The sequence below is a fragment of the Pediococcus acidilactici DSM 20284 genome, from assembly GCF_000146325.1.
Taxonomy (GTDB): Bacteria; Bacillota; Bacilli; order Lactobacillales; family Lactobacillaceae; genus Pediococcus; species Pediococcus acidilactici.
Genome location: NZ_GL397067.1, coordinates 258,293 through 276,719, shown reverse-complemented (window position 1 = coordinate 276,719; position 18,427 = coordinate 258,293). Strand labels below are relative to the sequence as shown.

At 39.3% G+C, this 18,427-nt stretch carries 28 protein-coding genes; 7 read left to right on the top strand and 21 right to left on the bottom strand.

The window, feature by feature from the left end:
- Nucleotides 1–40 precede the first annotated feature (40 nt).
- The 11 genes from HMPREF0623_RS01410 to HMPREF0623_RS01365 form a co-directional block, all read right to left on the bottom strand.
- A complete protein-coding gene (locus HMPREF0623_RS01410) occupies nt 41–730 on the bottom strand; it encodes a putative HNHc nuclease (protein WP_004165760.1) in 690 nt (229 codons plus the stop codon).
- A gap of 4 nt (nt 731–734) precedes the next feature.
- Nucleotides 735–1,616 carry a helix-turn-helix domain-containing protein gene (locus tag HMPREF0623_RS09230; RefSeq protein ID WP_004165758.1) on the bottom strand — a complete coding sequence of 294 codons (882 nt, stop codon included), beginning with the start codon at nt 1,614–1,616 and terminating at the stop codon, nt 735–737.
- Nucleotides 1,617–1,625: 9 nt separating this feature from the next.
- Nucleotides 1,626–2,507, bottom strand: a complete 882-nt coding sequence (locus HMPREF0623_RS01400; RefSeq protein ID WP_004165757.1) for a PD-(D/E)XK nuclease-like domain-containing protein — start codon at nt 2,505–2,507, stop codon at nt 1,626–1,628.
- Nucleotides 2,416–3,207 (bottom strand): phage recombination protein Bet, encoded by a 792-nt coding sequence (gene bet / locus HMPREF0623_RS01395; protein ID WP_004165756.1) that lies wholly within the window; start codon nt 3,205–3,207, stop codon nt 2,416–2,418. Before bet ends, HMPREF0623_RS01400 begins: the two co-directional genes overlap by 92 nt.
- Nucleotides 3,200–3,445, bottom strand: a complete 246-nt coding sequence (locus HMPREF0623_RS01390; protein ID WP_004165755.1) for a hypothetical protein — start codon at nt 3,443–3,445, stop codon at nt 3,200–3,202. The genes bet and HMPREF0623_RS01390 overlap by 8 nt, the downstream gene beginning before the upstream one ends.
- Nucleotides 3,432–3,557, bottom strand: a complete 126-nt coding sequence (locus tag HMPREF0623_RS09755; protein ID WP_262347917.1) for a hypothetical protein — start codon at nt 3,555–3,557, stop codon at nt 3,432–3,434. Before HMPREF0623_RS09755 ends, HMPREF0623_RS01390 begins: the two co-directional genes overlap by 14 nt.
- Before the next feature lie 125 nt (nt 3,558–3,682).
- Nucleotides 3,683–3,964, bottom strand: a complete 282-nt coding sequence (locus HMPREF0623_RS01385) for a hypothetical protein (protein WP_004165753.1) — start codon at nt 3,962–3,964, stop codon at nt 3,683–3,685.
- On the bottom strand, nt 3,965–4,429 hold the full coding sequence (locus HMPREF0623_RS01380; RefSeq protein ID WP_126130475.1) for a helix-turn-helix domain-containing protein: 465 nt from the start codon (nt 4,427–4,429) through the stop codon (nt 3,965–3,967). It lies immediately after the preceding gene.
- 85 nt (nt 4,430–4,514) lie between these two features.
- Nucleotides 4,515–4,730: a hypothetical protein gene (locus HMPREF0623_RS01375; RefSeq protein WP_004165750.1), complete on the bottom strand. Its 216-nt coding sequence runs from the start codon at nt 4,728–4,730 to the stop codon at nt 4,515–4,517.
- A 216-nt stretch (nt 4,731–4,946) separates the two neighbouring features.
- Complete coding sequence (locus HMPREF0623_RS01370; RefSeq protein ID WP_004165748.1) at nt 4,947–5,276, bottom strand: hypothetical protein; 330 nt, start codon at nt 5,274–5,276, stop codon at nt 4,947–4,949.
- The gene (locus tag HMPREF0623_RS01365) at nt 5,273–5,515 is read right to left on the bottom strand and encodes a helix-turn-helix domain-containing protein (RefSeq protein ID WP_004165747.1); all 243 of its coding nucleotides are present in this window, start codon (nt 5,513–5,515) and stop codon (nt 5,273–5,275) included. The genes HMPREF0623_RS01370 and HMPREF0623_RS01365 overlap by 4 nt, the downstream gene beginning before the upstream one ends.
- A 160-nt stretch (nt 5,516–5,675) precedes the next feature.
- On the opposite strand from HMPREF0623_RS01365, the gene HMPREF0623_RS01360 reads away from it, so the two are divergent.
- The 7 genes from HMPREF0623_RS01360 (at nt 5,676) to HMPREF0623_RS01330 (ending at nt 10,420) form a co-directional block, all read left to right on the top strand.
- The gene (locus HMPREF0623_RS01360; RefSeq protein WP_004165746.1) at nt 5,676–6,047 is read left to right on the top strand and encodes a helix-turn-helix domain-containing protein; all 372 of its coding nucleotides are present in this window, start codon (nt 5,676–5,678) and stop codon (nt 6,045–6,047) included.
- Between the two features lie 11 nt (nt 6,048–6,058).
- Nucleotides 6,059–6,466 (top strand): ImmA/IrrE family metallo-endopeptidase, encoded by a 408-nt coding sequence (locus tag HMPREF0623_RS01355; RefSeq protein WP_004165745.1) that lies wholly within the window; start codon nt 6,059–6,061, stop codon nt 6,464–6,466.
- Between the two features lie 35 nt (nt 6,467–6,501).
- Nucleotides 6,502–7,518, top strand: a complete 1,017-nt coding sequence (locus HMPREF0623_RS01350) for a hypothetical protein (protein WP_004165742.1) — start codon at nt 6,502–6,504, stop codon at nt 7,516–7,518.
- A gap of 85 nt (nt 7,519–7,603) precedes the next feature.
- The gene (locus HMPREF0623_RS01345; RefSeq protein ID WP_004165741.1) at nt 7,604–8,041 is read left to right on the top strand and encodes a DUF6978 family protein; all 438 of its coding nucleotides are present in this window, start codon (nt 7,604–7,606) and stop codon (nt 8,039–8,041) included.
- A gap of 16 nt (nt 8,042–8,057) precedes the next feature.
- Nucleotides 8,058–8,855, top strand: coding sequence for a DUF1828 domain-containing protein (locus HMPREF0623_RS01340; protein WP_036671193.1), 798 nt, complete (start codon nt 8,058–8,060; stop codon nt 8,853–8,855).
- Between the two features lie 87 nt (nt 8,856–8,942).
- On the top strand, nt 8,943–9,131 hold the full coding sequence (locus HMPREF0623_RS01335) for a hypothetical protein (protein WP_004165739.1): 189 nt from the start codon (nt 8,943–8,945) through the stop codon (nt 9,129–9,131).
- A gap of 113 nt (nt 9,132–9,244) precedes the next feature.
- A complete protein-coding gene (locus HMPREF0623_RS01330) occupies nt 9,245–10,420 on the top strand; it encodes a tyrosine-type recombinase/integrase (RefSeq protein WP_004165738.1) in 1,176 nt (391 codons plus the stop codon).
- 127 nt (nt 10,421–10,547) lie between these two features.
- Here the strand turns inward: HMPREF0623_RS01330 and fabI are convergent, their stop codons facing one another.
- The 10 genes from fabI to acpP all read right to left on the bottom strand — a co-directional run bounded on the left by fabI (nt 10,548) and on the right by acpP (nt 18,420).
- On the bottom strand, nt 10,548–11,306 hold the full coding sequence (fabI, locus tag HMPREF0623_RS01325) for an enoyl-ACP reductase FabI (protein ID WP_036671191.1): 759 nt from the start codon (nt 11,304–11,306) through the stop codon (nt 10,548–10,550).
- Nucleotides 11,307–11,322: 16 nt separating this feature from the next.
- Nucleotides 11,323–12,090 (bottom strand): carboxyltransferase subunit alpha, encoded by a 768-nt coding sequence (gene accA / locus HMPREF0623_RS01320; RefSeq protein ID WP_002831518.1) that lies wholly within the window; start codon nt 12,088–12,090, stop codon nt 11,323–11,325.
- A 16-nt stretch (nt 12,091–12,106) separates the two neighbouring features.
- Complete coding sequence (locus HMPREF0623_RS01315; RefSeq protein ID WP_004165736.1) at nt 12,107–12,931, bottom strand: acetyl-CoA carboxylase carboxyltransferase subunit beta; 825 nt, start codon at nt 12,929–12,931, stop codon at nt 12,107–12,109.
- Nucleotides 12,921–14,288 (bottom strand): acetyl-CoA carboxylase biotin carboxylase subunit, encoded by a 1,368-nt coding sequence (accC, locus tag HMPREF0623_RS01310; RefSeq protein WP_004165735.1) that lies wholly within the window; start codon nt 14,286–14,288, stop codon nt 12,921–12,923. The genes HMPREF0623_RS01315 and accC overlap by 11 nt, the downstream gene beginning before the upstream one ends.
- A gap of 16 nt (nt 14,289–14,304) precedes the next feature.
- Nucleotides 14,305–14,715, bottom strand: coding sequence for a 3-hydroxyacyl-ACP dehydratase FabZ family protein (locus HMPREF0623_RS01305; RefSeq protein ID WP_002831515.1), 411 nt, complete (start codon nt 14,713–14,715; stop codon nt 14,305–14,307).
- A 12-nt stretch (nt 14,716–14,727) separates the two neighbouring features.
- On the bottom strand, nt 14,728–15,153 hold the full coding sequence (locus tag HMPREF0623_RS01300) for an acetyl-CoA carboxylase biotin carboxyl carrier protein (protein WP_004165734.1): 426 nt from the start codon (nt 15,151–15,153) through the stop codon (nt 14,728–14,730).
- Nucleotides 15,154–15,157: 4 nt separating this feature from the next.
- Nucleotides 15,158–16,384 carry a beta-ketoacyl-ACP synthase II gene (gene fabF, locus HMPREF0623_RS01295; RefSeq protein ID WP_004165733.1) on the bottom strand — a complete coding sequence of 409 codons (1,227 nt, stop codon included), beginning with the start codon at nt 16,382–16,384 and terminating at the stop codon, nt 15,158–15,160.
- 15 nt (nt 16,385–16,399) lie between these two features.
- Nucleotides 16,400–17,128, bottom strand: a complete 729-nt coding sequence (gene fabG / locus HMPREF0623_RS01290; protein ID WP_004165731.1) for a 3-oxoacyl-ACP reductase FabG — start codon at nt 17,126–17,128, stop codon at nt 16,400–16,402.
- A gap of 84 nt (nt 17,129–17,212) precedes the next feature.
- Nucleotides 17,213–18,157 carry an ACP S-malonyltransferase gene (locus tag HMPREF0623_RS01285; protein WP_004165730.1) on the bottom strand — a complete coding sequence of 315 codons (945 nt, stop codon included), beginning with the start codon at nt 18,155–18,157 and terminating at the stop codon, nt 17,213–17,215.
- Between the two features lie 26 nt (nt 18,158–18,183).
- Entirely contained in the window at nt 18,184–18,420 is a 237-nt protein-coding gene (gene acpP / locus HMPREF0623_RS01280; protein WP_002831510.1) for an acyl carrier protein, read from the bottom strand.
- Between the last annotated feature and the right edge of the window lie 7 nt (nt 18,421–18,427).

Below are 18,427 nucleotides of genomic sequence, written 5' to 3'. Positions count from 1 at the left end.
CTAATATCCTCCTAATCCGTTCTTGATAGCTTTTGTATCTTCATTGCTCAACTTTTTCATCAGTGTAATTTCCCCTAATTCCTAATTTCTTCAAATCTTCAAGTTTTAATTTGATACCAGTAACTGGTACGTGATACTTCCTTGCGAAATTAATAACATTAATCGTCTCAATTTCGCTATGATGTTCGCGACACAAAGCCATGACATGCCGTTTACGATGGTCAATCTTCGTTCGATTAGTTCTTCCAACAGGGTCAATATGGTGAATATCCGCATACTTGCCGCAAATCGTGCACACACGATACCGACAACATTCATACAAGAAGTATTGCTGGTCTCGTGGCAATAACTCATATCCTTTCTTAAACGGCACGCGCCATTCAAACATGAAATCGATAACTAGGTCGAGTAATGTATTCGCATCGCTTACAGACGATTTGGTATCGTTTGACAAGCTAATTTCTTTACCAGCTGTATAGATTTCATACTGCGTATAGAAAATATCCTTGAGATAGTCCTTAGGCGTAAATGACCACGCCTCAATGTCGTGAAGTAATGCAAAGAACAAACGTCGTTGTTGAACACGAGCCTTACGCACGTCTGCTACTTCAAAGTTAACGTAAAATTGTTCAGTAGAACCCGAAACCGTCTCTAGATGTTCTTGATTGAGCGGCTTATCCAAATGAATAACTAGATCTAAGCCCCGTTGTTCAGCTCTTGCTCTCTGCATTGTTTCACCTACTTTCTCTACTAGACCTTAACTTAGCCAGCTTGGCATTAATCTCTTCCGTGGTTGGTACAGATTCGGCATTACTTGGCGCTGGCACCGTAGTATTATCCTGGGCCCAGTCTGGTAACGTCTCCCTAACGGTAACTGGTCGTTTATGGCTTGCTGCTGCGTCAGGAGTGGTGTCGTATTCATCCTCCCAGCCTTTCTGTCGAAACCAAGTACCACCATGCTTGATGTACCGTTTAGGAGTGCCCTTAGCTTTGATTTCAGCAAGATAGTTATTAATACCTTGCTTAATTTCATCATCAGTAACGCCAGCTTTGATAGATCGCTTGTAGGAATTCCATGCTGATTCTTTGCCCTTCTTGTTGGGATACAGCTTCCATAGCGATTCAAAGTTGTCACGCTCGGCCACCGACTTAGGTGGCTTTGCATGGTTTTTATTTATATTTTTATTATTAGTTGTAATACTAGTTGTAATACTATCTCCCCAATTTTCTGGTATAGGGTTATCTAGATTTTTAGTATAGGTACCCTTGTTTTTCGGTGTAGGGTCATCTAATTTTTTAGCATCGTTACTGGAATTATGAGTTAAGCTATCAGTAATAGTAATTCGGCGCTGTTTAATCTGCCGACTACCGTCCTTGTAAACCACCGTTCGGATAATGTGTCCCCTTTGCTCTAATCGCTTGAGCCACGTTTGAACCGTTGATTTAGCAACCTCATATAAGTCGGCAAAATAAGAATCACCCGCCCAACAATAACCATCTTTTTTGGTTAGCGCCGTAATCTCTCCGTATAAAAGAATCGCATTAGGTTGCAGTTTTCTGTCATAACGAACGCTAGCCGGTATAATAGCGTAGTAGTTTGGCTTATCTACCTCCATGACGGCCTCCTAATCTAGTAGCGAGTCGATGTCTACAAACCCGGTTAATTGGTTATGAGCTTTGCAATAATCACATCTACCACAGCTAAGGGGTTCCTCTTCGCCCTTTAGCAGTCTAATAATGTGCGGCATATCAACCTCTAACGCGGATAACGGTTCGTCTAGCTCTGCCTGTTTAAATTCAATTCCCATTACCTCAGGCACATCTTCTTTTGACACCCCAAAAATAAATGGTGCAAACGTCATACCATAGTTTTGACGGATAATCTCTTGATAAACCGCCATCTGTAAATCATAGCTATAGGCAGTTACAAACGGTTGCCATTCATGTAGCTCATTGTTCCAAAACTTAGCATGCAGGTTCTTTGACGTCTTTAAATCGCAAAAGTAAGCTACGTCTGATTCATCTTTGGGAACATGTAAGCAATCAATTCGGACCTTCCAATTCATCCCAAACAATTCGCCAGTTAGGATTACTTCTTTTTCACCCTGGTAGACACCCTTAAATAACTCCTGTTGGTTAAGGGCTTTAATCATCTTGTCCGCTAACCTATAGTCGCTTTTGAGCTTACCCTTTGTATTGCCCTTACTACTGATTAATTCTTTCTTATTTTCTTCAATGAAGTCCGTATGGGCTTGTTCGGATTCAAAATAGGTGTGTAGATAATTGCCTACTAGCAAATTCTTATTAGTCTCTTTTTCTTCTGGGAGTTCTCCATTAAGATAAGCCATGGCTTCGGTTTCGCATTTCTTAAAGCGCTTGTACAACGAAAACGACATGTAGCTTTCAGTCGCTAAATCATAGTAATTGTCCCTGTTCAACTTCGGCAGTGGCTGTTGGTTCCTCAACGTTATTAACGGGTTCTGTTGCTTCTCCATGGTTGCTTGCATTATTTGATTCCTCCTCAGACTCTTGTACATTTTCTACAGATTTAATTTGGGGCGCTCCTGAAAATTTCTTTGCAAGAACGTCCGCCGTTTTTGTAGTATTAACTTCAGGTTCTTGTTTATAGGTTGTTTGGGTAGCTTCGTTAGGATTCTTATCATCTTCTGTGTATAAGGCTCCTAAATCTTGAGGAAACGCTTCTCTTAATGCGTTAACGATCGCCGTCTTCCGGATCATTGTTGCCGGCATGCTTTTCCAAGTAGCTTGTGATTTACTGAACTCATCCATCGATATTTCAACATGGGTTGGTTCCCTACGATCTTTTCTAATGACATCCGCCCATGCTCCTAAAATATTGTCAGTTTTTAAAGTGAAAGCCCCTTCTGTGTAGATAAGTTCTCCATTCCGCTCTACGATGCAACCAGCTTTTAACCCAGCATAATTGGGGTTCGATTCCGCCCGTTTCATGAATGCTTCTTTTGAAGTAATTATTTGAGCCGGTTTACCATTAAACTTAACTAGATACGCCTCGTTTAAGAACGGGTTTAAATGTTGGTAGCGGCACAATTGTATAAACATAGTTACTTCTTGGTCCGTCACTGCTTGTCCACTTGTTAGGTACTGCTTAACAATCTGTCCCGATAATTTAACTTCTTCATTATTAACTTCGTACGTGACAGCTTTAGTCATTAGTTCATTACTCATTAGTTCCTACCTCCGTATCGATTCCGAAAATGTAAGCAATTAACTGCGCCGGAATTTTGTTGTCATAAATTAAATCTTCCAGCATCTCTGCCATATCAATAGAGTCCATTTTTTCTAACTTGGCATAAGCTTTGTCCTGGATCTCTTCATCTGTTAATTCCCTTAACGCAATTCCGTTGTAATAATTATCAACTGTTGTGTTCTGTAACCAATTATCAAACTGATTAGATGGAAACATTTACGGCACCTTCTTTCGGTGGTAAGATAAAAGCATAGATAATATTTATAGCTGTTGAATCTCGCATGGCCGTGCGGGATTTTTTTGTTGGCTTAATTTCTCTTGGTGACATAACAATTTCCTTTCTTTTTTTCTTCGAAATATTTGATATTATCTTTTGGATCATCCAAAAAGATAAGGATTCTATCGATTAGCATTCCAATAAATGCTGCACCCATAAACATTAGAAAATTCATATTATTCCTCCATTAACGTCTTCTGATTTTCTTGAATCCATTTATCAACAGCTTTTTCCGAGTACCGAATTCCCTTACCATACCCAATATGTGGCATCGTTGGATAATAATCACGCTTAAACAATTCAAAACCGACGTGCAACTTTTTCATTACTTGCTCCTGCGTGAGCAACTGGTCTGGTTTAGTCGCTGAGCTTAAACGTTCCTCGATTTTAGGGATGATTAATTCAACCACTCGATCAGCTACTTTTTCATCAATCCTTTCAAATTGGATTACTGCCAATTAAATCACCTCCAATGCCTCATCTAGCGCAATTGCGAAATCATTTTCCGCCTGTCGCTCTTCAGAGAATTCTTTTCTAAATTTAATCAAGAAGCTTCGTTCCTCGTCGTTCCAATAAGTAACTGGTTTAGCTAAAATCACTTGTACCTGTTCATTAAGTAGTCTCCGTTCTTCCTCCTCTTTATTTACCCTCATAAATTGTGATAATGGATCGGAAGCATATTCGTTTTTAGCAAGCAATCGCGTGTCCAGTACATAATCAGCAACGACAAATTTAAATCTTTCATCCTTTAACAAATCAGCAATGCTAATTAATTTGTCTAGCGGTATCACGTGATTATCACTGGAGAACCAGTTCGATACGGCCTGCTTGGACACGTGTAATGCATTTGCAAACTGCGTTCGGGTTAATCTATTACGGATTAAACATTTGTCTAACTCATCCATCACGTCCTCTATTACCAACTTGAATCACCTCCTTTTTTGTGTACTGCGTGGGATTTTAATACACGTAATCCCACGGTATTATTAAAAGTGTAAAAAAGATTGATTAGCTAACTATCGCTGTAGGCATTGCGTTAATCTTTTGCTTCACAGCACGTTCTGGGATGTCACCCCGACACATTGCTTGGAATGCTAATTCAGGAATGATCCCTTCCCTGAGAGAGAACAATACATCCTGCTCCTCAAGCCATTCATTGCAAAGGTCGTAATATTGTTGTGCTCCTAATTGCTTGTGTAATTGTTTTGCTTTTTTAATTATCATTTCTTCACCTCCGTTCCTTGAAAACTTAATAGCGTATAATCAGCACTGGAAGGTGGTGATTACATGTCAACTTTTTATGCTTTATTAAATGATCTATATGCCGATGCTATACGGGAAAATAGAAACTATTTCAATATTCCTGCATCTGAGCCTCATCACAATGACAACGGAGCCATTGTTGAGTGGGCACAAAGACATGCACATATATCTTTAGAATCAATTGGCCCGGGCTGGGGCTTCACAACTGTTATTTTCAAAAAGTAATTTTTTCCCTAGTTCAGTCATTTTAAAAGCTTGAGTATTTACCAACAATTCCAAGCTTGAATCCTGCTCTATTTGTCCCACAAATTTAATTTGCAAGATTCCATTAACGGTCTGATTATCAATTAGTAGTTTAGGGAGATTATCTGTTGTGGATATGAAAATATCATGATCTCCTGAACTAACTTTTATGGTAGTTAGGCCGATTTTTAAATCATTGGCTGCTTTAACACATCCAATGGAGTGTCCATCGAGAGTTAAATTTACTGTTATGTCTTTATTCATGCTGTCACCTCCTTGCGTTTCGATTTTCGCAACGATTTTACAAAAATTTTTTCATAATTTAGATCCAAAACATCGCATAATACGGGCAATTCGGTAGATTTAAAATTAGTCATTCCATTTTCTCTCTTGTAGTAATTAGACTTACCGTCTAAATCAAGGAATTTAGCCATTCTCTCCATCGTAAAGCCTTTTGATAATCTAGCTTTTTTAATTGCGACAAGATTGATCTCATACAACATTTAATCACCCCCTTGTTTCGATTATCTCAACTTTATGTTTTTATTATACGTTGTGATTTTAGAAACGTCAATCTTTTTTTGTTGCTTTTTTTGCAACAAAAAGTATCTTTTTTAGAAACATTGTTATTATATAATTGTAAAAATAGAAACGAGGTCAATTATGGAGCAAAATAAATTAAGCAAAAGAATTGTTGATCTACGTGAGTCTATGGATCTAACACAAACAGAACTAGCACGTAGGCTTAAAATAGATAAATCTGCTATGAACAAAATTGAAAACGGGACTAGAAAAGTGTCAAGTGAAGAGTTGAATAAATTGTCTGACATATTCGATGTAACGACTGATTATTTGTTAGGTAAAAATGGCACTCCCAAATGGGCTAACAAGCAAGATGTTTTCGATTTAAAAAAGTTCCTTGATGATAATGATGGTTCTTTTACGTTTGGCGGCGATGATTTAACAGAAGAAGAAAAAGAAAAATTAAAAATCGCGATGACTCAAATATTTTGGGATCGTCACAAACACAATTAGGTGGTGTTTCAATGTCTTTGGTTAAAAATTTTATAAAAACTGTTCAAGAAAGATACAAGACCGCCGATCCGTTTAAAATCGCTGAAATACTAAATATAGATGTACGTTATTGCTATCTTGGACGTATGCCGTTAGGCAAGACAAATTACGATGATAAGGGAGTTATCATCATTTTAAACGACTCTTTACGTGATTCGCCGCAAAAGTATTTTACGCTGGCCCATGAGCTCGGCCACTATTTTATGCATGAAGGCTTAGCTGGGTACTACACAGGCGTGAGATTCGGGTATGACGAATTTGAAAACCAGGCTAACGAGTTTGCCAGTGGCCTTTTAGCTTTATTTTATGTAGAAGAATACGATCGATTGCCTAATACTATCCGTGAGTTAGAGGCTACTTATGGGTTGCCTACTAACTAAATTAGAGGCAAAATTACAATCTTGTTCAAATATTAATGGTGAAAATTGATATTTTTTGGAGGTTACTATTGGACTTTTTACTTAATATATTATTAATCATATTTGGCATATCTTTTTTGGGGCTAATAATTTCAATGGTTATTGGTTTTATTAATATTAAAAAAAATAACAATAAGCATTCTGGAAGAAAAATTGCTTTTATTTTTCTCCCCCTATTTCTTATTTCATTTACGGTTGCTAGTTATATCCCTAACGACACATCTGAATCAGAGCAACACAGTAAAAAAGATCACAAGAATGCATCAACCATTACAGATTTTATAAAAATTACCACTAAAAAAAATGATATTGGGTCCTATAGCACTGACAAAAATGGTAACTTTTCTATTAATGGAATAGCGTTGAAAGGTATTAATTTAACAGTTAAATCTGAACAAAAAAATAGTAGTTTTTCCAAACTTTCTAAACATCTTTCTATAGGTGAACACTTCAACCTGAAGGGAAACACAAACAATTCGAATGATGTGGATATGCTTTTAATGACTGCAGATGATGGTAATCATCGAGCTAAAAAAGAAATTAAAATTGCGAATATGTTTGTTATTAATGATGAATCAGAAGATGCATCCCTCGATAGTTCTAACGGTAATTTGCAAAAACTATCTAACAAAATAAAAAAGGCTTTAAAGGATGGATATTCTGGGTTAAATCATACAAAAGTTACAGTACAAGGACAGACCTCAACCAAGCCTTACACTGCAGGTATTGAAATCTATGATAAAGATTTTATGGATATGAGTATTGAACGAAATTCAATGATGGATGTTTTGAATGGTATTCAATCTTTTGATGGCTACGATCAATACGAAAACTTTAATGTTACATACTACGCTGATTTACAAAATGATAAAGGCAAAGTTGTTAAACACACAAAAGTGTTGTCATTTGGTATTAAAGGATCGCAGTTGAAGCAACTGGACCCTTCCAACATGAGCAACAAAGACGTTAAGGCAAATGTTAATGATTATTGGGAACAGAAGATTTCCAAATAATACTATCCCACTCTGGTGACACGCAGCGGTTCGATTCCGCCGGTGGGCATTCCACTACACTAATTATATAATTTGGAGAAACAAAATGGACTTAGATACTTTAACTGAAATAGAAGTTACTGCTTTAATCAAAGAGCTTAAATACTTTTTGAAAAACCCACAAATTGATGTACCTATGTTTGGCCAATATAAACATGAAGAAACTATACTCGATAAACTAAATAATATCGAATATAAGTTTAAAACATACCGTGGAAAGCTTGACACAAAATATTCTATACATATACGATTCTTAGACAATAACAAGCATCTTGTACGTTTATGTATAAACGGATCCAACCATATCAATAATGACGGTGTTAAAGTTAGCGGTAATCATATACATATCTATAAATTTGACGGAAAAGAACAGACAGATTATGCATATGAATTAGATAAATTTCCATTTGATAAAGATGATGATTTGGCAGAGTCCGTGTCTAATTTTATAAAATTTGTTAATATTAAGAAAAATACAGTTTAAGAAAGGAGGAAGAACAATGGCTTCGTTAGATGCAAAAAAGCTAAGTGACGACTATTTCAAATGGTATAAAAATAACTCAAAATTCTATAATATCAAATCTGATGTCGTCAGAATTGACCTCCCTTTCTACGATAATTTTTCTGATGAGATATCTATTTATGCCGTAAAAAATAGGGACAACACTATTAAAATATCAGATGATGGATGGACTATTAATAATCTTGAAGATATGGGAGTTAGCATATCCCGGTCACCTAAACGCAAGGAGATATTTATAAAACAGCTTAAAACCTATGGTGTCCAAACAGATGGAACTGAGTTATTTATTGATAAACTTAGTTATGAAAAATTTCCTGAAGCTAAACATCGAGTGTTACAAGCAATTTTGTTTGTAAATGACATGTTTATGACTGCTAAATCAAATACTAGTACTCTATTTTTAGAAGATCTTAATACTTTCTTTGAAAATAATGGAATAAGAACTACCAAAAATGCAAACTTCATCGGACAAAGTGGATTAACCCATAAATTCGAATATACAATAGCTGGTTTTAAAGATATTCCAACTAAGCTTATAAAAACCATGTCTTATGCTAACAATCCAATGTTTGCAAAATCAATTCTAACTGATGTAGAACAAACTCGACCTATATTAGACGATAGATCTGCTTTCTATGTTTTCTTGAATGATTTAGACAAAGAGAATAAACCCAAAGCTATCAATGAAGATATTTTAAATTTATTTACACAAAATGAAATTAAACCCGTTTTATACAGTAAAAGAAATGAAGTAGTAAAAGAACTTTCTGAATGACTTATAACGGATCGTTCCCCACTCCGGTGATTTAATACGGTTCAACTCCGTATGTGGGAATTAACTAAATAAATTGGAGGTACCACAATGAATTATAATATGGATCAGATGAGTGATAATGACTTCATGACTTATAAACAACTCATTACTAGACTACAAAAAGACTTGAATAACTCAGATTTAGACGTTTTGGATTTAAACGTTCCTCACAACGAGGAAGAATATCAAAATACTCTATCTTATGTCAGTCGAATCTTGGAAAGTGTATATAAATAAGCGTACACAATAAGTAGTATCACCAATGCCTAGAGGCTTATTTTTTTGAAGTCAAAACGAACATACGTTTGTATTTTCGATTAAAAAGTACACAAATTGGAGGAATCTTTATAATGCCAAAATGGGAACCGCTGAAGAAATACCCTAATATTTACCGTTATAAAAACAAAAATGAGAATAAATATAAATATGGAGTGCGACGTACTTACCAATTACCTGGACAAAAACGGTCTGAGTTCACAAAAAGCGGTCTGCATTCCATTTCTGATGCTAAAGCAGTGTTAGACAAATTCAATGCTGATTTATATGCTGATAAAGTAAAACCTAAGGACAAGTCTAATATGACGCTTGTGGAGTGCTATGAAGAGATGAAAAAACTCAAACTTAATTCTGGTAAATGGCGCAAAACAACTGCTCACATGTCTGATAAGTATGTTAAAAATTTTGTGAAGAAAGACTTCGCGAACACTAAAATAAGTAAAATAAGTCGAGCAGAATATCAAGATTATATTAATAGCTTGGCCAAACGCGGGTTCTCAAAAGCATATATTGAGGATATTAATGGAATGTTTCAGACAATTTTAAATTATGCTGAATACAACGACTACATTGTTAAAAATAAAATTCAGCGAATTGACATTCCCCATGCTAAACAAGCAAAAAGCATGACTATTGAAAAGGAAGATTATGAAAAATGGTTTAAGACTGCCAAGGAAATCCTTAACCCCTACTACTATTCTGTTATTCGTCTATTAACTTTAGGCGAACGGCGTGGCGAATTATTAGGTCTTAGATACGAGTCCTTTGAAAAGATAACAAGTCCTGACAATACCAAGCGTTATAAAGTCACCTTTGATCGCGCACGTAATCCCGTTGTTAAGGATGGTGCAAGTCTGAAAACGACCTCTTCGTACCGTTATATTATTGCTAACGAAGATATGAACGATGATATTGAAATAGTATTAAGATTATCCAAAAAAATCCGGCTTCGCCGAGGTAAAACGATCAAGCCGGATGATTATATAGTAGTTTCGATAAGAACTGGTCTGCCAATGACGCCAGTATACGTTAACAGACTATTTTTGGACGTTTCTAAAAAATGTAACATAAAAATTCATCCTCATAAGCTACGCCACTATTTTGCTACAGTAGCTTTACAGTCCAACATTAACAATATATCAGTAATGAAATGGCTGGGACATGCTAAGCCTGATATGACTAATCAATATTTTAGAGCCAATGAAAGCTCTATTTTATCAGTATCAGACAAAATATCTGGGAAATTTTAAAATCCCACACCAAATCCCACATCAATTCCCATTTATACTTAATAATATGGAATCTTTTTTAAAAAAATACGAGACAATTCCCGGTGTTATAGGGATATCATCTCGTATTTTTTTGTATGACTTGTGCTTACATTAAATGCACGCCTTTATCCACGTAAATCACGTCACCCGTTACTCCGGTTGCCAGATCACTTACTAAGAATGCCGCAACGTTTCCCACTTCATCAGTAGTAACGTTTTCGCCATCCACCGTCCGGCTTTGAGATTCTTTTAGCAGATCACGGTGTTTCTTAATTCCCGTAACTGCTAAGGTTTTAATTGCTCCAGCAGAAATTGCGTTAACCCGAATGTGTTGTTCGCCAAGGTCGCTTGCTAAATAACGTACACTAGATTCTAGCGCTGCTTTTGCAATTCCCATCATGTTGTAATTAGGGATTGCCCGGGTGGAGCCAAAGTATGTTAACGTTACAATGCTTCCCGAGTTCTTCATAATTTTTGCGCCATAACGAGATACCGCGATCAATGAATAGGCACTCACGTCCTGCGCTAAATTGTAGCCAGCCTTTTTGGTATTAATTACGCCACCTTCTAAGGTTTCCTTGTCGGCAAAGGCAATCGCGTGAATAATCCCGTCGACTTCGCCATATTCCGCCTTGATTTTATCAAAAGCAGCTTCAATATTTTCATCTTCGGCCACGTCACATTCCACTAAGGGAACGTCAGGAGCTACAAATTTGCTTAAGCTCTTTTTAATTCGATCATTTTGGTAAGTTAAAATTACTCGGCCGCCTTGGTTAATGATCGCTTGGGTACATCCCCAAGCGATACTATTTTTATTGGCCACGCCCATTACAATAATTGTTTTTCCACTAAGTATTCCTTCCAAATCGGTAACCCCTTTTCTAAAATTTACTAAACCGTTCGTGGCGCTGTTCAACAAGTTCGTCAGCCGAAAATTGTCGTAAACTTTCCACTTCGGAAACTAACATATTTTTTAAAACTTTCGTGCTTTCTTGGTCGACAACTTCCGGAATGATTTTATCAATGATTCCTTCGGTCAGCAGAATCTCTGGTGTCAGCTTTAATTCTTCCGCCGCGTCCGCCACTCGTTTAGCATCTTTCCAAACGATCGAGGCGTAGCCTTCTGGCGATAGCACCGAATAGATGCTGTTTTCAAACATCCAGACTCGATCCGCAGTTGCCAAGGCTAATGCGCCACCACTACCACCTTCACCAACAATTACGCTGATGTATGGTACCCGTAGCTCCATGCCCACCATTAAGCATTGGGCAATTGCCGATCCCTGTCCGTGATATTCAGCATCCATTCCAGGATACGCACCCGGCGTGTTAACAAAGGTAATTACTGGGCGTTTAAATTTTTCAGCCTGTTTCATTAAACGAATTGCCTTACGATAGCCTTCCGGTTCGACCGTCCCGAAATGGCGTTCAATATTTTCGGCAGTATTTTTTCCCTTTTGGGTTCCGATAACGGTCACCGGTAAACCATTTAGTCGAGCAATTCCACCAATGATTGCCGGATCATCGCTTAATTGCCGATCACCATGAAATTCAGTAAAGTCGGTAAAAATATTATTAATCAAATCTTCGGTGGCAACCTTTTCTTTGGCCCGGGCTGCCATAACCGTTTCATATGCTGTTTTTGTCATTTTCATCCCTGCTTATTCATTCCGCATGGAGGCTTAACAAGTTATTTAAGTAGCTTTTTAAGTCCTTGCGTTCGACAATTGCATCCAAAAATCCATTTTTAAGTAACGTTTCTGCCTTTTGAAAATCCTTAGGCGGTTTTTGGTTAATGGTTTGTTCGATTACCCGCCGTCCCGCAAAACCAATTAAGGTTTTCGGTTCTGCCAAAATAATGTCAGCTTGCATTGCGTAACTGGCAGTCACCCCGCCGGTAGTTGGATCAGTCAAAACCGCGATGTATAACAAGCCTTCCGCGCTATGCCGAGCCACTTCGTCAGACACCTTCGCCATTTGCATAAGGGAATGGATTCCATCTTGCATCCGCGCTCCGCCAGAAGCCGTAAAGATGATCACGGGTAACCGCTCTTGGGTGGCTTTTTGGAAAAGATGGGCAATTTTTTGTCCGGTAACCTGGCCTAAACTTCCCATGATAAACCGGGAGTCCATCACCGCAATAGCTACCGCAAAATTACCAATTTTACCCTTTCCAGTCAGAACACTCTCGTTGACCCGGGTCTGCTTAATCCCGTTTGCTAACTTCTGGCGATACTTTGGGTCAGCGTTCTGAGGGTCGGTAGTAAGGGCTTTATCCCACTCTTCAAACTCGTCACAGATCATCTTGATTCGCTTGCGCGCACCAATTCGCATTCCGTACCCACACTTGGGACAAACTTCTAAGCTACCCGCGTGACGATAGTAATACTTCTCATGACACTCGGGACATTCACGCCACAAGCCTTCCGGAATCTTCTTCAGGCGCTTAACAATTTCTTCTTGGGTTGGCAAGGAAAACTTACTTTTCATTATTCAACCACTCTTTCAAAAAGTTATTTTCAATATATTTAGTTGAAAATTGTGCCTTTTCAAACCCTTTATCAACTAACAACGCTTCTAAGAACGTCTTGTTACATTTAACCCCATTAATTTCAAATTCCTTTAGAACTCGTCGCATTTTAACAATTGCTTCTTGACGAGTCGGCATTTTTACAATCATTTTAGCGATCATCGAGTCGTAGAACGGTGGAATTAAACTTCCTTGGGTAATTCCCGAGTCAATTCGCACTCCCATGGTTCCCACCGGTAAAAAGAGGTGGTCAATCTTACCAGCCGATGGCATAAAGTTGTTACTAGGGTCCTCAGCATTAATCCGACATTCAATTGCGTGACCTAAAATGTTTACGTCAAGCTGACTAAAACTCAATTTTTGGCCTTCCGCAATCTTAATTTGTTCCTTAATTAATTCAATTCCAGTAACTTCTTCGGTAACGGTATGCTCCACTTGTAGGCGCGTGTTCATTTCCATGAAGTAAAAATGGTGATCTTGATCCATAAGGAATTCGATGGTGCCGGTGTTATAGTACTTAATTGCCTTAGCCGCCCGAACCACGATTTCACCTAAAGTTTCCCGTTCCGTGTGAGAAATTACTGCGCAAGGCGTTTCTTCAATCACCTTTTGATTGGTCCGCTGAAGTGAACAATCTCGCTCCGGTAAGAAAACGTAGTGTCCATACTGGTCGGCAATCACTTGCATTTCAATATGCTTGGCGTTTTCAATAATTTTTTCTAGGTATAAATCCGCGTTACCAAAAGAAGTTTGTGCTTCACGTTGCGCCGCTTGGTAAGCTTTTTTTAGTTCGTCTGGTGAATTAATTCGCCGGATTCCCTTTCCGCCACCACCGTCGGCCGCCTTTAGCATTACGGGATAACCGATCTGCTCCGCAACCACCATGGCGTTTTCTAAATCCCGCACCATCCCGTTACTACCTGGAATAACCGGTACGTTCGCACTAATCATGGTTTCACGGGCCCGTGATTTATTACCCATCAACTCGATTGTCTGGTAACTTGGTCCGATAAATTTTAAATTACTTTCTTCACACAACCGCGCAAATTCAGCATTTTCTGATAAAAAGCCATAGCCCGGATGAATTGCGTCACAGCCGGTTAAAATGGCTGCGTTAACAATGTTAAAAGTATTTAGGTACGATTCCGCTGGTTGGGGACCGCCAATACAGACTGCTTCATCCGCGAGGCGTACAAAGAGGCTATTTTCATCTGCGGTAGAATAGACTGCCACTGCCTGAATATCTAGCTCGTGTAACGAACGAATAATCTGTACCGCAATTTCACCCCGGTTGGCTACTAAAACTTTTTGAAACATCAATACTCTCCTCTTTCTAGCCCACGATGAAAGTTAAATCAGCTTCACAAACCACTTCGTGTCGCTCATTTTCAATCACCCCGTGGCCCGTCCCAATTTGACGCTTCAGTTTGGTTAATTCCACGGTTAGGGTTAACTCGTTTCCAGGAACCACCCGTTGGTTAAAGATTGCCGACTTAATCCCGCCAAAAAAGGCGTTTTTGCCAGCAAATTCGGGTGCTGATAGTAGTGCACAGGCCCCCGTTTGCGCAAGAGCCTCAATTAATAGTGGTTCCGGCATAAATAGTTCGCTTTGATGGCCAAAAAACCATTCGTTGATGGTAACTTGCTTTTGGGCAACCGCCTTTTTGCCATCTTCTAAATTAATCAACTGGTCAATTAATTGAAATGGTGGCCGTTGGGGAATGATGTCTTGTACATTTACCATTTCCACGCCCCCCTATTTTTCGCGAATCCGAGCGATTGGCTGGTCATATTCCACCATCGAACCATTATCAACCAGGATTTCGACAACTTCGCCTTCAATTGGTGAATGAACTTCGTTAAACATCTTCATTGCTTCAATCAAGGCAACGGTGTCACCTTTTTTAACCGTACTACCTTCTTGAATATACGGATCTTCGCCCTCTGCCGGAGCAAAATAAACCACTCCCACAAACGGTGCCTTAATTTCAGCTAACGGTTCGCTTTCAGGCACGGAAGGAGCCGCTTCCGCTACCGGTGGATTATTTTGCATTACGGGTTGGCTAACCGCTACTGCTTCTTTTTTAACCTTTAAATTAAAGTCGCCGTCGTGAATTTCAAATGACGTAAACGACGATTGATCCAATTTAGTTAATAATTTATCTAAATCAATCTCTTCCATTTTCTCACCTCTTAAATGCTAATACCGCATTATGCCCGCCAAAACCAAAGGAATTACTGATTGCTGCATGAACCTTTGTTCGCCGGCTGTCTTCCGTTACCAACGGAATGTTGACTTCCGGATCCTTAACTTGAAGCCCGACGTTTACTGGCATCACGTCATTTTGTAATGCCGCAATGGTTGCTACGGCTTCAATGGCACCTGCCGCCCCTAATAAATGTCCGGTCATCGACTTAGTACTACTTACTTGGTAATGATTGTTGTCAGCAAAAACCTTCGCGATTGCTTTAGATTCCGCGCTATCATTAGCGTGGGTACTAGTCCCGTGGGCGTTAATGTAATCCACGTCTGCAGGAGTTAAACCGCCTTCTTGTAAGGCCATTTCCATCGCCCGGATAGCTCCACGGCCGTCAGGATCTGGCTGGGTCATGTGGAAAGCGTCACTAGTCATTCCGTAGCCGACAATTTCTGCTAAAATGTTTGCACCACGGGCCTTCGCGTGTTCGTACTCTTCTAAAACTAAGGTAGCGGCTCCTTCACCCATGACAAAGCCATTTCTTTCCTTATCAAACGGAATCGAAGCGCGTAAACGATCCGTCGCGGTAGATAACGCTGTTAAGGCCGCAAAACCGGCAATTCCGATTTCATTAATTGATGATTCGGCACCACCAGTAATCATTACGTCCGCATACCCATTTTTAATATGGTGGAACGCATTACCAATGGCATTATTAGCGCTAGCACAAGCTGTAACGATTGCTTGACTAGTATTTTTGGCATTAAAGTACATCGAAATATTACCCGCCGCCATGTTCGTGATTGAATTAGTAACGAACAACGGAGAAACTCGTTTAGGTCCCTTGGTGTTCATTTTGATTACTTGTTCTTGAATTGTGGTTAACCCGCCAATTCCAGAGCCGTAGATAACTCCCATCTGTTCGGGATCCACTTCGCCATCCTTAAAATCGGCTTGCTCCATGGCTTCTACCGCCGTGTACAAAGCGTATTGGGAAAATGGATCCATCCGCTTAGCAATTTTTCTTTCTAAACGTTCGGTAGCGTTAAAATCTTTAACTTCTCCAGCAACCGTAATTCCAGTAGGTTCAGCATCAAAATGAGTAATCTGGTCGATTCCTACTTTGGATTCATTTAACCCTTCAATAAAGGCGTCCCGACTATTACCAAGTGGGGTTAATGCCCCCATTCCCGTTACAACAACTCTTCTAGTCATATTTTCCTCCTTGATTTAAAGGGTCAATCCGCCGTCCACGGTCAGAACTTGCCCAGTAATGTAATTATTTTTCAGTAAAAAGCTTACCGCCATGGCAATTTCTTCCGGTTGACCAAAACGGTGCATTGGAATCATTTCTTCAGTCTTAGCGCGAACCTTGTCGCTTAGTTTTCCCGTCATTGCCGTCTCAATCATGCCGGGAGCAATCGCGTTACACCGAATATTTCTTAACAAACCTTCACGGGCGGTTGTTTTGGTCAAACCTACAATTCCCGCCTTGCTAGCAGAATAATTAGCTTGGCCCACGTTTCCGTGAGTTCCTGAAATACTAGAAATGTTGACAATGTTTCCCGAACGTTGCTTTTGCATGATTTTCATTGCGTATTTAGTAACTGAAAAAGTTCCTACCAGGTTAGTCGCGATAACTTCTTCAAAATCTTCTACCGACATCCGACTCAACAACTTATCGCGGGTAATGCCGGCGTTATTAATGACAATATCCACGTGACCTTGTTCTTCGTTAAGTTCGTTAAGCAACGTCCCCACTGCTTCGTCAGCGCGAATATCCAAGTTCTTGAAGGTAATTCCTAAATCATTAAGTTCGTTTTGTAACGCTTCATCTTCAACTGCCCGGCGCGCAGTGATAAAGACCTTCGCACCTTGTTGCGCTAAATCTTTAGCGATTGCCAGTCCGATTCCTTTCGTTCCGCCAGTAACTACCGCAACTTTATCTTTAATATCCAATTATTATGGCCTCCTAATTAAAGACTGAGAAAACTTAAATTAAATTTTCCCAGCCTATTCGTGTCTATCAATGTCCGTAAACCTTTAGATAACCGGTTCCTTAGCTTGTTTAGTCACCAGGAACTCGCGTAATTTATTTAAATTTTCCACCCGGTCAACGTTAAAAATTGGTAGTTCCGCTTTTTTTAACGTTTTTTTCGCAAAACCACTCAGCGCTTTACCAGGTCCCACTTCAATAAGACAGTCCAATTCATCAACGTTTAAACTATTTAAACAATCCGTAAAGTAAGTCGGATGTGTTAACTGCTTCACTAAGGTTTCCTTCAAATTACTTACGGTAAACGGTGCCTTCAGCGTATTGCTAATTACCGGGATTTGCGGTTCTTGAACCGGAACGTTTGCTAAGCGCTCTGCTAAACGAGCACTAGCTGGCATCATATACGGAGTATGCGAAGCCACCGGCATTTTGATTGGAACAACGCGTTTTACGCCTGCCGCCTTTAAAGCCGCACTAAAGCGTTCAATTCCCTCTGCGTTGCCACCAAAAACGGTTTGTTTTGGCGTATTATAGTTTGCTGGAAAAACGTCACCAACTTCTCGGGCATCCGCTAACGCTTCATCAATTACTGAAGGTTCTGCGTTGAGCACCGCTACCATTTGACCAGGGTTTTGTTTACCAGCTTCACTCATGTATCGCGCACGGTCTCCAATTACTGCTAAACCATCCGCCAATGAAAAACTACCTGCCGCTAACAATGCAGAATACTCACCTAAGCTTAGTCCCACAAATTTTTCTGCCCGCAGTTTTTCCTGCCGTAAAATTCGTTCCACCCCTAAGCTAAAAATCACAATCGCTAATTGGGTATTGACGGGATCATCCATTACCGCAGGATCTGTAAAATCTTGGTCTAAAATTTGACTAGCTTCATCAACTAAAGCCCGATAAGCTGGTTCAGTTTTATAGAAGTCTTGCCCCATTCCCGCAAACTGCTGACCCTGTCCGCTGAATAAGTATGCTGCTTTAACCATTACGCTCTCCTTAATACTGACTAAAACTAATCTTGATTTTCAATGATGTAATCAACTAATTTGCCTACGGTATCCATGTTTTCGTCAGTATCAATGTCGATATCAAATTCATCTTCTAATTGATCCACAACTTCAAAGATGTCCAAGCTATCTGCTTCTAAATCTTCTGAAAAACTAGTTTCCATTGTGATCTTGCTTGCGTCTTTTTCCAATTGGTCTGCGATTACTTCTTGTACCTTTGCGAATACTTCTTCTTTTGTCATTTTATGT